The 18,062-nt window shown below is 63.0% G+C and carries 23 protein-coding genes; 8 read left to right on the top strand and 15 right to left on the bottom strand.

The features are described 5' to 3' along the window. Positions 1–19: 19 nt before the first annotated feature. The 6 genes from BM374_RS25995 to BM374_RS25975 form a co-directional block, all read right to left on the bottom strand. Positions 20–454: a GFA family protein gene (locus tag BM374_RS25995; protein WP_092298658.1), complete on the bottom strand. Its 435-nt coding sequence runs from the start codon at positions 452–454 to the stop codon at positions 20–22. 70 nt (positions 455–524) lie between these two features. Next, positions 525–854, bottom strand: coding sequence for a GcrA family cell cycle regulator (locus BM374_RS25990; RefSeq protein WP_092298655.1), 330 nt, complete (start codon positions 852–854; stop codon positions 525–527). Positions 855–893: 39 nt separating this feature from the next. Continuing rightward, positions 894–1,061 (bottom strand): hypothetical protein, encoded by a 168-nt coding sequence (locus BM374_RS38750; RefSeq protein WP_177248536.1) that lies wholly within the window; start codon positions 1,059–1,061, stop codon positions 894–896. 224 nt (positions 1,062–1,285) lie between these two features. Continuing rightward, on the bottom strand, positions 1,286–2,329 hold the full coding sequence (locus tag BM374_RS25985) for a medium chain dehydrogenase/reductase family protein (protein ID WP_092298653.1): 1,044 nt from the start codon (positions 2,327–2,329) through the stop codon (positions 1,286–1,288). Positions 2,330–3,063: 734 nt separating this feature from the next. Then, positions 3,064–3,276, bottom strand: coding sequence for a YodC family protein (locus BM374_RS25980; protein ID WP_092298650.1), 213 nt, complete (start codon positions 3,274–3,276; stop codon positions 3,064–3,066). Between the two features lie 113 nt (positions 3,277–3,389). Further along, positions 3,390–4,121, bottom strand: a complete 732-nt coding sequence (locus BM374_RS25975) for a DUF3750 domain-containing protein (RefSeq protein ID WP_092299014.1) — start codon at positions 4,119–4,121, stop codon at positions 3,390–3,392. Between the two features lie 181 nt (positions 4,122–4,302). Here BM374_RS25975 and BM374_RS25970 point away from each other — a divergent pair, with 181 nt between their 5' ends. Then, positions 4,303–4,512 (top strand): hypothetical protein, encoded by a 210-nt coding sequence (locus BM374_RS25970; RefSeq protein ID WP_092298648.1) that lies wholly within the window; start codon positions 4,303–4,305, stop codon positions 4,510–4,512. Between the two features lie 24 nt (positions 4,513–4,536). Here BM374_RS25970 and hpaD read toward each other — a convergent pair whose 3' ends face one another. Beyond that, positions 4,537–5,382: a 3,4-dihydroxyphenylacetate 2,3-dioxygenase gene (gene hpaD, locus BM374_RS25965; RefSeq protein WP_092298646.1), complete on the bottom strand. Its 846-nt coding sequence runs from the start codon at positions 5,380–5,382 to the stop codon at positions 4,537–4,539. Between the two features lie 393 nt (positions 5,383–5,775). On the opposite strand from hpaD, the gene BM374_RS25960 reads away from it, so the two are divergent. Then, positions 5,776–6,447: a hypothetical protein gene (locus BM374_RS25960; protein WP_092298644.1), complete on the top strand. Its 672-nt coding sequence runs from the start codon at positions 5,776–5,778 to the stop codon at positions 6,445–6,447. Positions 6,448–6,794: 347 nt separating this feature from the next. After that, positions 6,795–7,313, top strand: coding sequence for a P-loop nucleotide/nucleoside kinase family protein (locus BM374_RS25955; protein WP_092298640.1), 519 nt, complete (start codon positions 6,795–6,797; stop codon positions 7,311–7,313). A gap of 169 nt (positions 7,314–7,482) precedes the next feature. Here the strand turns inward: BM374_RS25955 and BM374_RS25950 are convergent, their stop codons facing one another. From BM374_RS25950 to BM374_RS25935, 3 genes are all read right to left on the bottom strand, one after another. Beyond that, positions 7,483–7,968 carry a MarR family winged helix-turn-helix transcriptional regulator gene (locus tag BM374_RS25950; RefSeq protein ID WP_092298637.1) on the bottom strand — a complete coding sequence of 162 codons (486 nt, stop codon included), beginning with the start codon at positions 7,966–7,968 and terminating at the stop codon, positions 7,483–7,485. A 13-nt stretch (positions 7,969–7,981) separates the two neighbouring features. After that, positions 7,982–8,392: an ester cyclase gene (locus BM374_RS25945; protein ID WP_092298634.1), complete on the bottom strand. Its 411-nt coding sequence runs from the start codon at positions 8,390–8,392 to the stop codon at positions 7,982–7,984. A gap of 329 nt (positions 8,393–8,721) precedes the next feature. Then, positions 8,722–9,213, bottom strand: coding sequence for a MarR family winged helix-turn-helix transcriptional regulator (locus BM374_RS25935; RefSeq protein ID WP_244552692.1), 492 nt, complete (start codon positions 9,211–9,213; stop codon positions 8,722–8,724). Between the two features lie 123 nt (positions 9,214–9,336). On the opposite strand from BM374_RS25935, the gene BM374_RS25930 reads away from it, so the two are divergent. From BM374_RS25930 to BM374_RS25920, 3 genes are read left to right on the top strand one after another with little or no spacing between them, the layout of a single operon-like run. After that, a complete protein-coding gene (locus BM374_RS25930; protein ID WP_092298627.1) occupies positions 9,337–9,879 on the top strand; it encodes a VOC family protein in 543 nt (180 codons plus the stop codon). 24 nt (positions 9,880–9,903) lie between these two features. Continuing rightward, positions 9,904–11,550: an FAD-dependent oxidoreductase gene (locus BM374_RS25925; protein ID WP_092298624.1), complete on the top strand. Its 1,647-nt coding sequence runs from the start codon at positions 9,904–9,906 to the stop codon at positions 11,548–11,550. Beyond that, positions 11,547–11,741 (top strand): DUF2783 domain-containing protein, encoded by a 195-nt coding sequence (locus BM374_RS25920; RefSeq protein ID WP_092298621.1) that lies wholly within the window; start codon positions 11,547–11,549, stop codon positions 11,739–11,741. Before BM374_RS25925 ends, BM374_RS25920 begins: the two co-directional genes overlap by 4 nt. Before the next feature lie 179 nt (positions 11,742–11,920). Here the strand turns inward: BM374_RS25920 and BM374_RS25915 are convergent, their stop codons facing one another. The 5 genes from BM374_RS25915 to BM374_RS25895 are packed head-to-tail and all read right to left on the bottom strand — an operon-like array spanning position 11,921 to position 15,045. Beyond that, positions 11,921–12,661 carry an HAD family hydrolase gene (locus BM374_RS25915; protein WP_092298618.1) on the bottom strand — a complete coding sequence of 247 codons (741 nt, stop codon included), beginning with the start codon at positions 12,659–12,661 and terminating at the stop codon, positions 11,921–11,923. Continuing rightward, positions 12,652–13,551 carry an oxygen-dependent coproporphyrinogen oxidase gene (gene hemF, locus BM374_RS25910; protein WP_177248535.1) on the bottom strand — a complete coding sequence of 300 codons (900 nt, stop codon included), beginning with the start codon at positions 13,549–13,551 and terminating at the stop codon, positions 12,652–12,654. Before hemF ends, BM374_RS25915 begins: the two co-directional genes overlap by 10 nt. Before the next feature lie 4 nt (positions 13,552–13,555). Beyond that, positions 13,556–13,921, bottom strand: a complete 366-nt coding sequence (locus BM374_RS25905; protein WP_092298615.1) for a 6-pyruvoyl trahydropterin synthase family protein — start codon at positions 13,919–13,921, stop codon at positions 13,556–13,558. A 14-nt stretch (positions 13,922–13,935) separates the two neighbouring features. Then, a complete protein-coding gene (queE, locus tag BM374_RS25900) occupies positions 13,936–14,568 on the bottom strand; it encodes a 7-carboxy-7-deazaguanine synthase (protein ID WP_092298612.1) in 633 nt (210 codons plus the stop codon). A gap of 18 nt (positions 14,569–14,586) precedes the next feature. Further along, complete coding sequence (locus BM374_RS25895) at positions 14,587–15,045, bottom strand: tRNA (cytidine(34)-2'-O)-methyltransferase (RefSeq protein WP_092298609.1); 459 nt, start codon at positions 15,043–15,045, stop codon at positions 14,587–14,589. 278 nt (positions 15,046–15,323) lie between these two features. Between BM374_RS25895 and petA the strand changes: the two genes are divergently transcribed. Both petA and fbcH read left to right on the top strand, forming a co-directional pair. Then, positions 15,324–15,854, top strand: coding sequence for a ubiquinol-cytochrome c reductase iron-sulfur subunit (gene petA, locus BM374_RS25890; protein ID WP_092298606.1), 531 nt, complete (start codon positions 15,324–15,326; stop codon positions 15,852–15,854). Between the two features lie 62 nt (positions 15,855–15,916). Beyond that, entirely contained in the window at positions 15,917–17,989 is a 2,073-nt protein-coding gene (gene fbcH / locus BM374_RS25885; RefSeq protein WP_092298603.1) for a cytochrome b/c1, read from the top strand. Positions 17,990–18,062: the final 73 nt, after the last annotated feature.

The raw sequence follows: 18,062 nt of genomic DNA, 5'->3' as shown, positions 1-18,062 counted from the left end.
AGGGGTGCGGTCAACGAGATCAGGCGCCTCTCGTCAGGTCAGGCGAATATTTTCGCATCGCGCCTTCGTGAAAGTGTTCGATCTCCGCGTCCAGATGCACCCAATGATGTTTCGACCGCTCGAAGACCGATAACGCGGGGGCCGGGAAATCAGGGGCGGCCAGCGCACCAACGGCAACGCCGATCATCGATGGCAGCGCATCGGGCTTCCAATAGACTGTCGAACCGCACGTTGGGCAAAAATAACTGCGCACGTTGCGGCCACTATCGCCAACGCGGACAAATTCCGTGGCCGCACCGGAAATCTCGACGGTGTCGATCGCGTAGAATGCCCCGACGCCGAATGGAGCGCCGGTCCGTCTTTGGCAAGCGAAACAATGGCAGGCAACGACCATCATCGATGGTTCTCGCGCTGTGAGCTTGAGAGCACCGCAAAGGCAGTGGGCATCGGCCATGGTCGATTCTCCGTCGAGCCGGTCAGGGGATATTGACTGCCGGCAGCGCTAATAGGTTCGCGGTGAGCTCCTAGCCAGTATTTCTGACCGCCTCGGCCAGCATGGCGTAAAGCTGCTGCCTGCCGAATTCCTTGGGCTGCTGCCTCTCCGTTGTGTTCCTCGACACCTTCTTTGGGGCTGGACGGGCGCAGGCTGCCGACGACCTCGGCTTCAGTTTCGGGGGGCGCCTTATCTTGGGCCTTGCTGTGGGCGGCTTGTGGCCGCGCTTCAGGCCCTGACGGGTCAGCATGCCGCAGACCGCGTTACGACTGCGCCCGAGACGGGGCGCTATCTGCGCCGCGCTCTGTCCTGCGGACCAGAGCCTGGTGAGCAGCGCTATGTCTTTCGCATCCCAACCCATGGGAGATATTATAGCGCCGACTGCAGTACACGCGCCAGTCTAGTCTTCGTCCGGCTCGCGCACGACCGGCGGTTCGTCAGCGTCATCGTCGTCTTCGTCGTCCTCCTCTTCATCGGGATCTCTTGGCGGCATCGCGGCGCCCATAAGCACGAGCGGTGTCCAGCCGATCGCTGTGATGGAAAAAGCTTCGAAGGTGTGTTGCTTCATGTCGTTGTCGCTCCTCGAAAAGTACCCGCAGTCGAATATTCCTGCCGGCATCACGCGCTGGTCCAGGGCGTGATCGTTGCAAACGCGAGGGTGACACAGGTCGATTGCATGAGCATGGGCCGTACCCGCCACGCAATTGGCGACGCTTGAGGCTGCTTTGTACCCGAAGGCCAGCAGGCCCTATGTCCACCAAAACCTCGCCGCTGCGCGTGTCGCGTGTCGCCTCAGGCCGCGCGCTGGTTGCGTCGCGAGGAGAGATCCGGACAAAGAACGAGCTTGCCCTCAAGACCGCCAGCTTCTAGGCGACGGTGAGCGTCGGCGACCTCCTCGAACGAGATCCGCTCGGCGATCCGCGGCCGGATGGCGCCACTTGCCAGAAGCCCGAACAGTTGCTCCAAATCCTCCTTGAACCAAGCGGGATGTCGCGCCCGCATGGCATTTACAGAGTAAAAGCGGGCTCGCTTGCCGCCCGGCAACAGTCTCCACAGGTAGAGGCGCGCGATCTCCATCAAAATTGCCAGCATTCGACGCTGTGCCTGTACGCTCGCCGAAAAGCCGATGGCGCAGAGCAGGCCACCCGGTTTGAGCGCCGCGTATGAGCGGCGGTAGCCGTCTTCGCCAACGCCGTCGACAATGACGTCGAACCCGCCCGGCACAATGCGCGTGAAGTCCTCATGCTGGTAGTCGATTGCCGTTGCCCCAAGGTCTTGCACAAGCGTCATGTGCTCGCGGCGTACAGTGCCCCACAGCTCGAGGCCGGCCAGTCTTCCGAGCACGAGCAGCGCCTGACCGACCGCACCAGCGGCCCCGTGCACGAGCACACGTTGGCCCCGCCGGACCTTGGCCGCGCGGTGCAGAAGCTGGTGCGCAGTCGTCCAGCTCAGGATCAGCGCAGCCGCTTCAGCCGCGTCCACATCCACCGGCACGCGGGCCACGTCGCTCGCCCGAAGCGTGCGATAGTCGGCATTTGATCCGACCACCGTCATGTCGGCCACGCGATCGCCGATCTGAAAGTCGTGTACGCCTTCGCCGAGCTGATCGATTGCCCCCACCACGTCGTAGCCCATTACGAAAGGCGGCCGGAGGCGCATCGTTTGCGGATATAGATGGCGCCTGATCAACACCTCGGTGTAGTTGAGACTCGACGCGAGTACGCGAACGCGCACCTCGCCCGAACCGGCGGTCGGCAGAGGAGCGTCCACCACCTCTAATCTCCCGGGATCACCGAAGCGGCTGACCTGAACAACTCGGTTGCGCTGCTCCATCATGACCGATCTCCATGCATCCCAACATCCAGCGCGGAACGGTCAGGCTGCTGCCAGTCCGCATCAATGGAATTGATCCAGATCAAGCTCGAGACTGCCCTCTTTGGAATTCTCCTTTGGCCAAATGACCAATCCGGTTGCTTGCGCGAACGGTTGCCCGATTCTCCGGCGACGCCGAATTTCAAGGAGTTGACGCCGTTTTGGCCAGGAGCAACATGACAGGTTGAAACAGCGAGATGTCAGGTTGTGGACCCAAGGCGGACGTTCTCGCGGTTCTCAATCCGTGCTGGTGTGACGGCTTGTTCCTATAGCCACGGCGGTGACCGAAGAAATCCTCTACGTGGCCTCTTGGTATCCTGGCTGCGTCGAATTGGAGGGCAAGCTGCGCTTCCGCTATGAATCGCTTTCTCCTCCTTGGTTCGCTTACACCCTTTTCAACGCTCAGCTGACACTGTCCTATCCGTTGGGGGAGCGAGGCTGCGCTTCTGACGGATTATGTTGAGCATGCGGGCGCGTGCCGGTGTTCGCGGAAACTTGCTGCCGCACACGCCATCCTCATCCTGAGGGCCCGCCAAAGGCGGGCGTCTCGAAGGATGGCTGCAGGCGAGCCAATCTTCATATGCGATAGCCTTCATATCTAGTGATGTCCGCGATTGCGCCCTCGTCGGCGGAGAAGCGGACATCTGACGTGCCGGAGCTAGGCGCCCCGGCCTGACCAGAATGCGATCCTAGACGTGCTACTCGTCGTCTTCTTCCTCGTCTTCGTCGTCCTCATCTTCCTCCTCGTCCTCTTCCACCTGAACGAGCGTGGCGAGCGGCAGCGTCTCGCGGAAGAGGTCGCCTTCCATGCCCATCCAGATGCAGAGCACGTCGTCGCCCTTGACCTCCGCGACCGTCAACGGCTGGCCGCCCGATTTCAGCATGACGATATCGCCGGCTTTCAATTCCATGGATTGTCCTTTCGAGTTTGACCGACCCGGGTGCGAAGCTAGCGATTTGTCATGACAGGTCGAACACGGTTGCTCAGGCGAGGGGCCGCTTGCGCCAGCTCATCCGTTACACGCTACACGCCGGCGGCTATTCCGAAGCGTCCGAGCCCCGGCAGCTTGAGCGCGGGACGCCTGATGTCGACCCCGAGGACGGCGCCTAAGAAGTTGATCTCCAGTCCCTCGATCCAGCCGACCTTGAGGCCGACGAATCCGGCAAGGGAGGCGTAGACGCCAGTCCCTGACGGCGACAGGCCAAACCATTTGCCCGTATAGGGGAAGTCCTTGCCGATTGCCGTCGGAGGAAGGACGGCGCGCAGCTCGGGGACGGAATCCAGTGCGGCCTGGACGAAGGTGTTCGAGTTGGGCCCCGGCCAGGCGCTGTAATCTCCATAGGCGCGGAACTTGTAGGTTTCGATCACGTATCGGATCTTGGGGATGAGCGCCTCGGCTCGCTCACCATCGAGGGCCACGATCGTTTCGGGCCCGGCGCCAAACCACCGCCCGTCCGGAGCGAAGCCGTTGGTGCGGATCGGATCGCCCCACGCCGTGTAATCATATCGCGTATAGGCCGACGCATTCTTCTCCTTGACCACGATCCAGCTGTGAACGGCGAAGATGCCGCGCCATCTCACCGTGCGTGCGGCAAACACCCGGATGACGGCGTCGGGATGCGCCGCCGCGGGCTGCAGGAGGCCGGCGCTAGAGCGGTCGGCCGTCTGCCAATTGCCGCGGTCATCGGCCAGCCACCAATATCTCGCGGCAGATGCGGCGAGCGGGGCGAAGACGAGGAACAGAAAGACGAGCAAGGGCTTCTTCAAGGCAGCGGTACGGCGGGATGTTCGACGAACATATAGGTCGCGTGAATGCCGCCGCCATGGCCGTTTCAACGGCCATTGGTTCCGTACGAGATCGCCGCCCATGCGGTGCGGACCGGCATAGGAAATCAAGCCGGTTGTTCCGCAACCGCACCAGGATCGGAGGACGCGCATGGACATGAAAGAAGTCGAGGCGATGACGGAAGCCTCGGGGCTGACGAATGACGAGGGCAATTTGGAGCAGGCTCCCGCTCGGAAGTCGGGCTCCGAGAATGCCGCGATGCGCTGGGCCGACCAATTGCGAGAGCTGACGGTCAAGGCGCCCTTGACGGCACTCCTTGTCGCGTTTCTCGTCGGGCGCTGGATCGCGCGTCGCCGCTAGTCCTGGAGCCTGAGTGAAGCTGCTTCAGAGATGGTGTTCGGCAATGATCTGGCCGCTGCCTGACGACGGGAAGTAGGGGCACAGCAGCTCCGTTTCCCCTTTGTAGCCGTCCCATCCCAGCAGCCCGAACATCATGTGCGTGTCCGCCATCAAGGCTTCGCCGTTGCACTTGGTCGAATACTCCGGAAGCATGCGGACGAATTCGGCATAGCGCCGCTCCTTCCAGAGGTCGAGAACGCGCAGGTCCATCTGCCGGTTGAATTCGCTGCCGACCTGTTCCCACTGTCTGTCGCCGACCTGCTCGTTGGATACGAGCTTGTGCGACATCGAACCGGACGCGAGCACGGCGACCTTGCGACCGGACGCCACGATCGCCCTGGCACAAGCGGCCCCGAATTTGCGGTTCTCCTCGACGGCGGCGAAGATCGGTGCGGCGACCGAGAGGACGCGCGCCCAGCCACGTTCGTTCATGTAATGCATCGGCACGATGGTGCCGTATTCGAGCGGCAAGGTCTCGACCTTGTGGGCCAGCACCTGAAGGCCGTCCCTGGCGGCCTCTGCCGCGATAGCGTCGCCAAGCTCGGGATCGCCCGGATAGTCGTACGCCATGTTCTGGATCATGTGCGGAGCTTCGTGGCTGGTGTAGACCCCGCGATGACGCGCATTGGCGTTCATGTGGCAGCCGAAGTTCGAGATCCAGTGCGTGTCGAACACCAGGAACGTGTCGGCGCCTCGCTCGCGCGCCCGCTTGCCGATCTCGCGCAGCGCCGCTATCGCGGCATCCCGCTTCCCCTTCAGGGGACCGTCCCGTTCGGAAATCATGATCGAGGGGACGTGCGCGATCTTGGCGGCCAGCACGATCTCTCCCACGGAGGTCTTCCTTCCCTGATTTATTGTCGTTCTTGTGATCGTAGTGATTGCGATTGCGACGACAATTGATTCAGGTCAAATCGGCGCGCCGACTACGGCTTCGTTCGCTAGCTAGGCGTGTACTCACAAATGCGCCAATGCCAGCTTTCGGTGTCGAGCAGAAATCCCATGCTTGACCAGAGCATGACTGCTTGTGGCCGATCGTTTCCGTTGGCACGTCGCAGCGAGATGTCAGCAGCCGGGGGTAAACCGGAAGTGCTCTACCGCCGGCCAAATCGGCGCTTTTGCCCCTGAGCGGAGGCCGAGCGACCAATTTCGCTGATGAACCAGTTGAGCCGAGACTCCGACTAAGGGTCGGATGAGTCGGAGGCGCGTGCACAGACGCGAGACGGATTGGGATCGTCACTCGACCTGCTCAAGCTGCTCTACCTCATTGTCGTCGAGCCGCTGTTGCCGCTGCTGACCGGCGCCGGCCTGTTCATGCTGACCCGTTCCCACCTTGTCGCGGCTGGCCTTTCCGCTCTCGGCTTCGGCGCGTGGGGAGCCTTGTACTTCTCTCGCTTGTCGCTCGACGGCGCTTTGTCGGGCGCGCTCTACGGATTGGGAGCCGACGGCGTCACCAGCGGGCTCGTGGCATTGGCCGGCAGCAGCTACGTGCGTCTCGTCACCGCGGATGCGCGACGCCTTGGTACGGAGCGGACGGCGATCGTGCACGCCGGCGGGATCGCGTTCGCGGCAACAGCATTTGTTCTGCTTCTCGTGACGAATGGCTCAGACAAGGTCGGGATCGGGCTCTATCTGGTCCTGCTCGCGTGGTCGCTCGGGGCCGCGGCTGCAACCGGCAGCTTCGGCGGCGTCGTCGCCACGATGGCTTTGGCGCTGGTTGCCATGGTGCATGGCATCTGGGGCGCGGCAATCGCCAGCGGTGTCCGTGATGCCGGCCAGGCCTACATCGCGATCTTCTATGTGCCGCCGTTGCTGGTGCCTGTTCTCGCGACCGCCGCCTTTGGCAGGTGGCTCGGCAGCAGCCTCCGAGCGCGCAGAAGCCATGATAGGCCAGGATAGCCATGACTTTCCGTTCGTCTCCCGCAGCACCGTCACCGCTCCCGCAGCCGTTCCTGGCCCGATCGCCGGCAGGCCTGCCAGGCCTCATGTTCGCACGCGGTGGCCTAGTCGGCTGGTGTCGACGGAAGCGGAAGCGCGAAAAAGCGACTCGATTCCCGAGTACCCAGCATGCGGAGTCCCGGCCCAACTGCCGGGGTTCTTCGCCGAATGTCTCGAAGTGGCCCGTCGCTGACCCAGCCCACAGCTGCGATGTCCGCTCCCAAGAAATGACCCGACCAAGTCATGCTGCCTACCGAAGGCAGCCTTTGACCCGTTGCGGACTTCCGAATACCGGCCGATGATGTGACATGACAAGTCATGCACCTGCGCTGATAGTTTTTGGTGGCCTTCCCGGCACCGGCAAGACAACAGTATCTCGGGAGCTGACCAGACGCCTCGCGGCCACGTATCTTCGTATCGATGCCATCGAGCAGACGTTACGCGCAGCAGGCCATATAGTCGGCGCGATGGGCTATGTATTAGGCAATGCGCTGGCGGCTGAAAATCTTGAGCTTGGTCGGCTCGTTGTCGCAGACTGCGTAAATCCGGTCCTAGCAAGCCGTGTCGGATGGCGACAGACCGCCGCTCAGAAGTCGGCATACGTCGTCGAGATTGAAGTGGTTTGCAGCGACGTTGTCGTGCATCGGAAACGAGTGGAAACGCGCACCTCAGACATCAGCGGCCTCAAGCTTCCAACGTGGGACGAGGTAGTGAATCGAGATTATGAACCGTGGGATCGAGAGCGCCTGGTGCTCGATACGGCCGTTAGCTCGCTCGATCCACTACTGCAACAGGCGGAGGCGTATATTCGCGCCAAGACTGCTTAGTCTCCTATTGGCCCGATGGCGAAGTTCTGTTTGGCTCAGATATGGTCTGCTGATCGGGGCAAACCGGAAGCGACACAGCGCCGCTCAAACCGGCGCTTTTGACCTATTGCAGAAGTTAGGATCGGCCGACGCGCCCGGCCGACCAGCGCCCAAATCGAATACTCGAAGGCTAGCGCCTTCGACGACCTGCTGCGCTCAGATCAGGCGGAGCGCGACCGGAGACCTCTGCAAGGCGCTCAAGTAGGGCGATGGCGCGCTCGAGATCGCGCCGGTCTTCAGACCCGATCAGGTCGCGCAAGGCCGCGGCGATCCAAAGGGCTCGCGCCTGGCGATCTTGCTCTAAGGCGGTGCGTCCTTGGAGGCGGAGCACAATGAGCTGGCCGCGTCGGTCCTGAGGGTCGGCCGTCTTCTCGACCAGGCCGTCCCGTTCCAACTGCTCGATTACGAGGCGCATGCTCTGATGTTTCACACGTCGACGCTGAGCGAGCTCGGCGGTTGTCAACGCCCCCACGCGATCGAGAAGATCCAGCGTTTCCGTACGCGCAGTCGTCGGGGTGTCGGATTGGGCGCGAACGACACGCACGAAATCCCCGATGGCCCGCCTGAGCCGCTCAGCCAGCACCACGAGATCGTCTGGAGACGATTTGGCGTTCATCCGCCGCTGACGCCTAGGCTTTGAGGGCGGCGAGCACGCCGGGCAAGGTGTTGACCCCCCAGTGCTCGACGTACTGACCGTTCCGAACGCGAACCACGTCGATCACATCGATGGAGACCGCCTTACCCGTCGGCGCGACGCCCACGAAAGGTCCCGTATGCGTGCCGCTGATCGTCTTCCGGGTCGTCACCTTGTCGCCCTCGGCGATCTGGTCGTGAATCGCCACCTCAAGACCAGACAATGCGGGACGAAGCACGTGCTCGAATGTAGCCCAAAGGCTTTCCGGGCCGCTGGGCGCACCAGGCGGTGCGGATCGATTGACGAAGTCCGGTGCCACGAGCGCCTCGAATGCGGTGCGGTCCCCATTTTGGATGACCTCCACGTTGAACCGCCGAATGATCCCCTTGTTGGCTTCGATTGACATGAAGGCGCCTCTTCATCGGACAGGACAGGCTTAAAATGTACAGTAAGACTGTATAATGTCAATCGGGGGGCGCCAATCGATTTTCGAGGCGGCGAGATGAGCGCCGTGCCGCCCAGCGCCGCTGAATGCGTCACTGAGCGCATGCCGAACGGTGCGCGTTTCAACTAGGAGGTGCCGGCGGAAGACCTTGATCTCGACGTCGCGGCGATCTCTGCCGACGACCATAGAACGGCAGCATTTGGCCCAACCCGGAAGTCAGGGTATCTCTGTTTGCATTGCTATCAGGGAGAACCGGACATCGTTCGGCCGGCGCTTCATGAGGACATGCCCTACGTCAAAGCCGCCGATAGCTTGCGCATCGCGCGGTCGAGTACTTCGACCTCCTCGGCGGTGAGCACCGCCAGCAGCGCCGTCTCCCGCTCGCGTGCGTAGGGGACGATCTTGCGATAGAGCGCGCGGCCGGCTGATGTCAGCGAGACGATCAACTCCCGGCGATCGTCGGGATGCTGTTTGCGGCTCACGATGCCGCGCGTCTCCAAACCCTGGACCGCGCGGCTCACCTGCATCTTGTCGAGTGTTGTGAGCGGACCGATCTCCTTGGTCGCAATCTCCTGACGCACGCCGAGAATCGCGAGCACGCGCCATTCTTGCCGGGTCAACGCAAAACGCTCTGAATAGACCTCGGAGACCGCGAGCGACACCTGCTCGGCGAGGCGTGCCAGCCGATACGGAAAGTATTGCTGCAAGTCGAGCTGGTCTGCCGCCTGCGCTGTAGCGCGACCGACCGTTTCTCTGCGCCGCTCCTTGCCCGAACGTCCCATCCCCATTTTCACCCGCGCCTCGAAGGCTGCAAAATTTCCCCGGCCCATTGATCCAGATCAAATCCAGCAGATAGTAACATTTGATACGAACTTGGCAATCGCAAATCCAGGGAGCGAAACGCCATGAAAATCGAGAAGATCCATCACGTCGCCTATCGCTGCGTCGATGCCAAGGCCACGGTCGAGTTCTACAAGAAGGTCATGAACATGGATCTGCTCGGCGCCATCGCCGAGGACCGGGTGCCTTCGACCAAGGCGCCGGATCCCTACATGCATATCTTCCTCGATGCCGGAAACGGGAACATCCTCGCCTTCTTCGAGCTGCCGAACTCGCCGCCGATGGGGCGCGATCCCAACACGCCGGACTGGACCCAGCACATCGCCTTTCAGGTCAAGGACCTCGCCGAGCTCGAGGAAGCCAAGGAGCGGGCCGAGGCAGCCGGCCTCGACGTGGTCGGCATCACCGACCACACCATCTTCAAGTCGATTTATTTCCGCGATCCCAGCGGCCATCGCCTGGAGATCGCGGCCTGGACTGCGACGCCGGAGCAGATCGACCGGATGAAATCGGTGGCGCATGACATGGTCGAGGAATGGTCGCGGACCAAGCGCCCGCCGCGCCACACCGCCTGGATGCACGAGAAGGAGTTCGCGGACGCCCATTAGCTTCGATTCAGCAGGACAGCGAACATGACGAACTACATCTATCCGAAGTTCTCCTATCTGCGCTCGAAGGAGCAGGCGGACGGCATCGTGAAGCGGCATCCGATCGTGGTGATCGGCGCAGGTCCCATCGGCCTCACCGCGGCGCTCGACTTCGCGGCGCGCGGCCAGCCGGTCGTCGTGCTTGACGACAACGACACCGTCTCGATCGGCTCGCGCGCAGTCTGCTATGCCAAGCGTCCGCTCGAGATCTGGGACCGGCTCGACTGTGCGGCGCCCATGGTCGATCGCGGCGTGAGCTGGAAGGTCGGCAAGGTCTTCTTCCGCGACCAGCTGTCCTACCAGTTCGACCTGTTGCCTGAGGCCAATCACCAATGGCCGGCCATGATCAACCTGCAGCAATATCACCTGGAGGAGATCCTGGTCGCCAAATGCAGGGCCAATCCGCTGATCGACCTGCGCTGGAAGCACCGCCTCATCAGCCTGAAGCAGCCCGGCGACCATGCGACGCTCGCGGTGGAGACGCCCGACGGCATTTTCACCATGGAGGCGCAATGGGTGATCGCGTGCGACGGCGCCAACTCCGATACGCGCAAGATGGTCGGCGCCGAGTTCACGGGGCAGCTCTTCCAGGACCGCTTCCTGATCGCCGACGTCGCCATGAAAGCGGATTTCCCGACCGAGCGCTGGTTCTGGTTCGATCCTCCGTTTCATCCAGGTCAGTCCGTGCTGCTGCACCGGCAGGCGGACAACATTTGGCGGATCGACTTCCAGCTCGGCTGGGGCGCCGATGCCGATGCGGAAAAGCAGCCGGAGCGGGTGATCCCGCGCATTCTGGCGATGCTCGGCGACGCCGCGCAGTTCGCGCTCGAATGGGTCTCGATCTACCAGTTCGCCTGCCGGCGTATCGACAACTTCCGCCAGGGGCGCGTGCTGTTTGCCGGAGATGCCGCCCATCAGGTCTCGCCGTTCGGCGCGCGCGGCGCCAATACCGGCGTCCAGGACATCGACAATCTCGCCTGGAAGCTCGCGATGGTGCTGCGTGGCGAAGCGCCGGAAGCATTGCTCGACAGCTATCACGAAGAGCGGGCCTACGCGGCCGACGACAACATCCTGAACTCGACCCGTGCCACCGACTTCATCACGCCGAAGACGAAGGTGAGCCGCTATTTCCGCGATGCCGTGCTGGAACTCGCCCAGCAGCACGCCTTCGCGCGACCGCTGGTCAACAGCGGCCGCCTGTCGGTGCCGACGCCTTATGCGACCTCGGCGCTCAATACGCCCGACGAGGACCTCGCTACCGGCGAGATGCGGCCGGGCACCAATGCGGCCGATGCGCCGACCGTTGCCGGCAAGCCTTCCTGGTTCCTCCGTTGCCTCGGCGATGGATTCACAGTGGTAACTTTCGGTAACGCCATCGACAAGACCGAGATCGCGATTGGCCCTCTTGCGGCGAGGATCGTTCGCGTCGGGCGCGACATCGAGGATCCCTCAGGTTTGCTTGCCGCGCGCTATGGCGCATCCCCCGGCACCACCTATCTGTTCCGGCCCGATCAATATGTCGCCGCTCGTTGGAGCGGGTTCGACGAGGCAAAGATCATCGAGGCGATGTTGCGCGCCACCGCTCAGGACAGCGCGCAGCACCCCGCCGGCCAGAAGGAGCTTGCGGCATGATGCTCAACCTCGCCCCGAACATCGCTGATCCCGACGATTTCTACGCCGAGCTGATCAACAGCCAGCGCAACCTCGACGAGGAGCAGGCGCTGCGCATGAACGCCCGGCTGATCCTGCTGCTCGCCAATCACATCGGAGACCGGAAGGTGCTCACCGAGGCAATCGCCTGCGCTCGCGCCGCCGGCGGCTAAACATTCACGAGCCTCGCCTGAAGCTCTGATCGCGCTGCACATCCCGAGGATGGCATCATGCGCCTGTTTTGCCCGACGGGTCAACGGATTTTCGTAAAATCCGCATTCGCGTTGCGTTTTGCGGCAAGCCGTTGATTCTGCAACGGCCGCCTACTGTGCATGGGGTTGTTTTCGAAAATCTAGCCCGGCACGAGCTCGGTCAGCGAGCGGATGATGCGGTCGGGCTTGACGGTCGAGCCCTCGGGCAGGCCGTCGCCATGCGCGTCGAGCCAGATCGCATAGATGCCGAGGCGCTGCGGCGTCACGACCTCCCATTCCAGATTGTCGCCGATCATCCAGGTCTCCGCAGGCGTGACGCCGAGCGCCTCCATCGCGTGCAGATAGGCGCGCTCCTCGGGCTTGCCGAAGCCGTGCTCGCCCTCGATCTGGATGTGATCGAAACGATGGGTCAGCTCGAAGCGCTCGACCTTGGCGCGCTGCATGTCGGCGGCGCCATTGGTGACCAGCGCGAGCTTGACGCCGTGCTTCTTGAAGGCGTCGATCGCATCATGCGCGCCGGGGAAGACGAAGATTGCTTCCTCGCGATAGGTGGTGAAGCGGTCGGCGATGCGATCGGCGAGATCGTCGGGCAGGGCGCGATGGCCTTGGGCGGCGAGCGCAGCAAAGCCGCCACGCACCGTGAGCCGGCGCGCTTCGCCAAGCTTCATCCGCCAGATCGGCTCCGCCGTCGACCAGAACTGGCGCGCATAGGCCAGCACGGCGGTTGCGACCTGCGGCGGCGGCAGCGGCGCAAGCTCCTCGGCAAATTCCTCTGCGATCGTGTTCCAGGCGATCTCGGGCCGGCCATAGGCCGACAGGATGGTGTCGTCCATGTCGATCAGCATGGCGCGGGGCAGCGGCTTGATGACGCTCATGGCCATTTCACCTCCGGCGGCAGCGACGACAGGATCGAATCCACATTGCCGCCGGTCTTGAGCCCGAAGATGGTGCCGCGGTCGTAGAGCAGGTTGAACTCGACATAGCGGCCGCGGCGGATCAACTGCTCCTCGCGGTCTTCAGCGGTCCAGGCGCTCGCGAAATTGCGCCTGACGATGTCAGGATAGATTTTCAGGAAGGCGCGGCCGACATCCTGGGTGAAAGCGAGGTCGGCCTCCCAATCGCCGCTGTCGTGCCAGTCGTAGAAGATGCCGCCGATGCCGCGCGCCTCTTTCCGGTGCGGCAGATAGAAATACTCGTCGCACCATTTCTTGTACTTGTCGTAATCAGCAACACCGTTGGGCCCGCTGCACGCTTCCTTCATCGCAGCGTGAAAGGCGAGGGTGTCCGCATCCTCCTGTGTGCGGCGGCGGTCGAGCACCGGCGTCAGGTCCGCGCCGCCGCCGAACCAGGCCTTGGTGGTGACGACGAAGCGCGTGTTCATGTGCACGGCCGGCACGTGCGGATTGCGCATGTGGGCGATCAGCGAGATGCCGGAGGCCCAGAAGTGCGGGTCTTCCGAGGCGCCCGGAATCTGCGCGCGAAATTCTGGCGCGAATTCGCCGTGCACGGTCGAGCAGTGCACGCCGACTTTCTCGAACAGGCGGCCATGCATCATCGACATCACACCGCCGCCACCCGCTGCTCCGGTATGGTCGGTGCGCTGCCAGGGCGTGCGGACGAAGCGGCCGGCCATGCCGTGATAGAGGCCCTGCGGCGCCTCATCCTCGAGCCGCTCGAAGCTCGCGCAGATGTCGTCGCGCAGTTGCTCGAACCAGCTGCGGGCGCGGGCCTTGCGGTCTTCGATCAGGTTGGAGTCCAGTGCCGATGTCATGTCGTTAGCCTTGCGGACCGTAATAGGTGCAGCTCTCGTTGCAACTGTCGCGGTGGATGCTGACGCGGGTGAGCTTGCCGATATGCGCCAGCCGCTCCCAGACGAAGCGCGAGAGGTTCTCCAGCGTCGGCGTGCCCAGCGCCTCGATCTTGTTGAGGAACTTGTGGTCGAGTCCCAAGCGCACCTCCTCGATTGCACGCTGCAGCAGGCCGAGATCGACCACCATGCCGGTCGCGGGATCCGGCGTGCCGCGCACCGTCACCTCGGCGCGGAAGGAGTGGCCGTGGATCTCCTCGCTTGCCGCACCAAAGGTCGTCCCCTTCAGCGTATGCGCCGCCTCGAAGCGGAACGATTTCGTCAACTCCCACATCTGTCCGTTCAGTCCTATCTGATGCCGAGCGATTTATGCGTCTGCACGCTCAGCCGCCATTGCGGATGGCGCAGGCAATAGTCGATCGCGCGCGCGGTGTTCTCGATCACTTCAGGTCCGTCCATCGGCTGCAGGGAGAAGCGCTCGAAGGCGAGACCCTCGAAAGCTTCCGGCGCGGCGAGGGCCTGCGGATAGACCAGCTTCAATTCGTGCCCCTGTCGCAGCACGAGCTCACTGCCGCCCTTGGGGCTGACGCAGATCCAGTCGAGGCCCTCAGGCGCGGCCATCGTGCCGTTGGTCTCGACACCGATCTCGAAGCCTTGCGCATGGAGCGCATCGACCAGGGCGGCATCGAGCTGGAGCAGCGGCTCGCCGCCGGTCAGCACGACGTAGCGGTTATTGGCCTTGGCCGTCCACTGCGCCGCGATGGTATCGGCCAGTTCCACCGCCGAGGCGTAGCGCCCGCCGAGCGTGCCGTCGGTGCCGACGAAATCCGTGTCGCAGAACCGACATGTCGCAGACGCGCGGTCCGCCTCGCGGCCGCTCCAGAGGTTGCAGCCGGCAAAACGGCAGAATACCGACGCGCGCCCGGCATGGGCGCCTTCACCTTGCAGGGTCAGGAAGATTTCCTTGACCGCGTAGCTCACTGATCTCTCCTCGTCATATCAATCTTGCGGGTTCCGGACCTGCCGGAGCGCTTCGCCCGCGGCCATCGCCGCGCTCATGGCAACATTGAGCGACCGCAGCCCTGGCGAGATCGGGATCACCAGGCGCGCATCCGCAGCCTCGACCACCGCGTCGGTTACGCCGGCGCTCTCGCGCCCGAATAGCAGGATGTCCGACGTCTGGTAACGGAAATCGCGATAGTCCGTGGCGGCTTTGGTGGTGAACAGCAGCAGGCGGTAGCCTTGGCCTCTGCGCCATTCCTCGAATTTCGACCAGGAATCGTGCCTGACGATGCTGACGTGGTCGAGGTAATCCATTCCCGCCCGGCGGAAATGCCGATCGGAGACCGGGAAGCCGGCCGGTTCGATGATGTGGGCGCCGATGCCCAGGCAGGCGCAGAGCCTGAGAATCGTGCCGGTGTTCTGGGGGATGTCGGGTTGGAAAAGCGCGATCTGCATGGGCGGTGGAGGGCTGGTTGATGGCCGGAAATGTCTCAATAAAACATCGCTGGCCGCGGAATTCGTGCATTGCACGCTCCCGCGCCGTTAGCGGGCTTGCGCTCGTCCTGCAAGGGTGCCAATAGAACGATTCTGGACTGCTGTTTTCGCTTGTTTTGGCGAGGACACGTGAAGTTCTGCCGCCGCGGGGGGCCGCGGGCGCCGGCAGCACTGTTCCGGGGACCTTGGGGGCTCCTGGAGCGGTTCCACCGGTCGCATAAGAAGAAAGGGTTGGAATCGTGACGACAGCGTCTTCGGCGGACCATCCGACACGCCGTGATTTCTTATTCGTTGCAACGGGGGCGGCCGCAGCAGTAGGGGGCGCGGCTGCGCTCTGGCCCTTTATCTCCCAAATGAATCCGGACGCCTCGACCATCGCCGCCGGTGCGCCGATCGAGGTCGATCTGAGCCCGGTCGCCGAGGGGCAGGACATCAAGGTGTTCTGGCGCGGCAAGCCGATCTACATCAGCCACCGCACCAAGAAGCAAATCGACGAGGCGCGCGCCGTTCCCGTGGCGAGCCTGCCCGATCCGCAGTCCGACGAGGCCCGGGTGAAGTCCGGTCATGATCAGTGGCTGGTCGTGATCGGCATCTGCACCCATCTCGGCTGCATTCCGATCGCCCATGAAGGCAATTACGACGGGTTCTTCTGCCCCTGCCATGGTTCGCAGTACGATTCGTCCGGCCGCATCCGCCAGGGGCCCGCGCCCGCGAACCTGCCGGTGCCGCCGTACACTTTCGTTTCCGACACCAAAATCCAGATCGGCTGAGCTTCGGAACCTCGTCCGAAGCTTCGCGCCGTCTCGTCGTTTTATTTCCTCAGGATCGCATCATGAGCGGACCATCCGACTACCAGCCGAGCAATCCGGCCTTGCAATGGATCGAGCGGCGCCTGCCGATCTTTGGTCTCATGCACTCTTCCTTCGTCGCCTATCCCACCCCGCGCAACCTGAACTATTGGTGGACCTTCGGCGCCATTCTCTCGTTCATGCTGGGGATTCAGATCCTGACCGGCGTGATCCTGGCGATGCACTACACGCCGCATGCCGATCTCGCCTTCAAGTCGGTCGAGCTGATCGTTCGTGACGTGAATTACGGCTGGCTGCTGCGCAACATGCATGCGGTCGGCGCGTCGATGTTCTTCTTCGCGGTCTATGTCCACATGCTGCGCGGCCTCTATTACGGCTCGTACAAGGAGCCGCGCGAGGTGCTCTGGATCCTCGGTGTCATCATCTATCTCCTGATGATGGCGACGGGTTTCATGGGTTATGTGCTGCCGTGGGGCCAGATGAGCTTCTGGGGCGCCACCGTCATCACCAATCTGTTCTCCGCCATTCCCTATGTCGGCGAGAGCATCGTGACGCTGTTGTGGGGCGGCTATTCGGTCGGCAACCCGACGCTGAACCGCTTCTTCTCGTTGCACTATCTGCTGCCCTTCCTGATCGCGGGCGTGGTCGTGCTGCACGTCTGGGCGCTGCACGTCGCGGGCCAGAACAATCCTGACGGTGTCGAGCCCAAGACGGAAAAGGACACGGTGCCGTTCACGCCGCACGCGACCATCAAGGACATGTTCGGCGTCGCCTGCTTCCTGCTGCTCTACGCCTGGTTCATCTTCTACATGCCGAACTATCTCGGCGATGCCGACAACTACATTCCGGCGAACCCGGGCGTGACGCCGCCGCACATCGTGCCGGAATGGTACTACCTGCCGTTCTACGCGATCCTGCGTTCGATCCCGAACAAGCTCGCGGGCGTCATCGCGATGTTCTCGGCGATCATCATCCTGTGCTTCCTGCCCTGGCTCGATAGCGCCAGGACCAGGTCGTCGAAGTATCGCCCGCTAGCCAAGCAGTTCTTCTGGATCTTCGTCGTGGTCTGCATCCTGCTCGGCTATCTCGGCGCGCAGCCGCCGGAAGGCATCTATGTGATCGCCGGCCGGGTCCTGACGGTCTGCTACTTCGCCTACTTCCTGATCGTGTTGCCGCTGCTCTCGCGCATCGAGAAGCCGCGGCCGGTGCCGAACTCGATCTCGGATGCCGTGCTTGCCAAGACCGGCAGCAGGTCGACGCCGATGGTTTCGACCGCGATCGTGCTGGCCCTGGCCGGCGCACTGTTCGCTGCCTCGGCCGACAAGGCCCGCGCCGAGGAAGGTGGCACCAAGCCGCCGGGCAACAGCTGGTCGTTCGCCGGCCCTTTCGGCAAGTATGACCGCGGTGCGCTCCAGCGCGGCCTGAAGGTCTACAAGGAAGTCTGCTCCAACTGCCACGCGCTGTCCTACGTCGCCTTCCGCAACCTCGCGGAAGCCGGTGGCCCCGGCTATTCGGTGGCGCAGGCGGCGGCCTTTGCCTCCGAGTACAAGATCAAGGACGGCCCGAACGACCAGGGCGAGATGTTTGAGCGCCCCGGCCGGCCGGCTGACTACTTCCCGTCGCCCTTCCCGAACGAGCAGGCAGCTCGCGCGGCGAACGGCGGTGCGGCGCCGCCGGACCTGTCGCTGATCACCAAGGCGCGCTCCTATGGCCGCGGCTTTCCGATGTTCATCATCGACTTCTTCAGCCAGTACCAGGAGCAGGGCCCGGACTATGTCTCGGCGGTGCTCCAGGGGTTTGAGGACAAGGTGCCGGAAGGTGTGACCATTCCGGAAGGCTCGTACTACAACAAGTACTTCCCGGGCCACGCGATCAAGATGCCGAAGCCGCTCAGCGACGGCCAAGTGACCTATGATGACGGCTCGCCGACGACAGTTGCGCAATACGCCAAGGACGTCACCACGTTCCTGATGTGGACCGCCGAGCCGCATATGGAAGCGCGCAAGCGCCTCGGCCTCCAGGTATTCGTGTTCCTGATCATCTTCGCGTTCCTGATGTACTTCACCAAGAAGAAGGTCTGGGCCGATTCGCACTGAGCGGCGCGCGAAACGGGAATGAAAAAGCCCCCGAAAAGGGGCTTTTTTGTTGTTGAGCTCTCCGTCATTCCGG

Origin of the sequence: Bradyrhizobium sp. Ghvi, from assembly GCF_900115265.1 — a bacterium.
Lineage (GTDB): Bacteria > Pseudomonadota > Alphaproteobacteria > Rhizobiales > Xanthobacteraceae > Bradyrhizobium.
Note: the sequence above shows the minus strand (reverse complement) of the source record. Positions and strands in the feature narration are given on the sequence as shown.

What these genes read in the sequence shown, in the direction of transcription:
- BM374_RS25995 (WP_092298658.1), bottom strand. Translation starts at nt 454, where the DNA reads ATGGCCGATGCCCACTGCCTTTGCGGTGCTCTCAAGCTCACAGCGCGA.
- BM374_RS25990 (WP_092298655.1), bottom strand. Translation starts at nt 854, where the DNA reads ATGGGTTGGGATGCGAAAGACATAGCGCTGCTCACCAGGCTCTGGTCC.
- BM374_RS38750 (WP_177248536.1), bottom strand. Translation starts at nt 1,061, where the DNA reads ATGAAGCAACACACCTTCGAAGCTTTTTCCATCACAGCGATCGGCTGG.
- BM374_RS25985 (WP_092298653.1), bottom strand. Translation starts at nt 2,329, where the DNA reads ATGATGGAGCAGCGCAACCGAGTTGTTCAGGTCAGCCGCTTCGGTGAT.
- BM374_RS25980 (WP_092298650.1), bottom strand. Translation starts at nt 3,276, where the DNA reads ATGGAATTGAAAGCCGGCGATATCGTCATGCTGAAATCGGGCGGCCAG.
- BM374_RS25970 (WP_092298648.1), top strand. Translation starts at nt 4,303, where the DNA reads ATGGACATGAAAGAAGTCGAGGCGATGACGGAAGCCTCGGGGCTGACG.
- BM374_RS25955 (WP_092298640.1), top strand. Translation starts at nt 6,795, where the DNA reads ATGACAAGTCATGCACCTGCGCTGATAGTTTTTGGTGGCCTTCCCGGC.
- BM374_RS25950 (WP_092298637.1), bottom strand. Translation starts at nt 7,968, where the DNA reads ATGAACGCCAAATCGTCTCCAGACGATCTCGTGGTGCTGGCTGAGCGG.
- BM374_RS25945 (WP_092298634.1), bottom strand. Translation starts at nt 8,392, where the DNA reads ATGTCAATCGAAGCCAACAAGGGGATCATTCGGCGGTTCAACGTGGAG.
- BM374_RS25935 (WP_244552692.1), bottom strand. Translation starts at nt 9,213, where the DNA reads ATGGGACGTTCGGGCAAGGAGCGGCGCAGAGAAACGGTCGGTCGCGCT.
- BM374_RS25930 (WP_092298627.1), top strand. Translation starts at nt 9,337, where the DNA reads ATGAAAATCGAGAAGATCCATCACGTCGCCTATCGCTGCGTCGATGCC.
- BM374_RS25925 (WP_092298624.1), top strand. Translation starts at nt 9,904, where the DNA reads ATGACGAACTACATCTATCCGAAGTTCTCCTATCTGCGCTCGAAGGAG.
- BM374_RS25920 (WP_092298621.1), top strand. Translation starts at nt 11,547, where the DNA reads ATGATGCTCAACCTCGCCCCGAACATCGCTGATCCCGACGATTTCTAC.
- BM374_RS25915 (WP_092298618.1), bottom strand. Translation starts at nt 12,661, where the DNA reads ATGGCCATGAGCGTCATCAAGCCGCTGCCCCGCGCCATGCTGATCGAC.
- hemF (WP_177248535.1), bottom strand. Translation starts at nt 13,551, where the DNA reads ATGACATCGGCACTGGACTCCAACCTGATCGAAGACCGCAAGGCCCGC.
- BM374_RS25905 (WP_092298615.1), bottom strand. Translation starts at nt 13,921, where the DNA reads ATGTGGGAGTTGACGAAATCGTTCCGCTTCGAGGCGGCGCATACGCTG.
- BM374_RS25895 (WP_092298609.1), bottom strand. Translation starts at nt 15,045, where the DNA reads ATGCAGATCGCGCTTTTCCAACCCGACATCCCCCAGAACACCGGCACG.
- fbcH (WP_092298603.1), top strand. Translation starts at nt 15,917, where the DNA reads ATGAGCGGACCATCCGACTACCAGCCGAGCAATCCGGCCTTGCAATGG.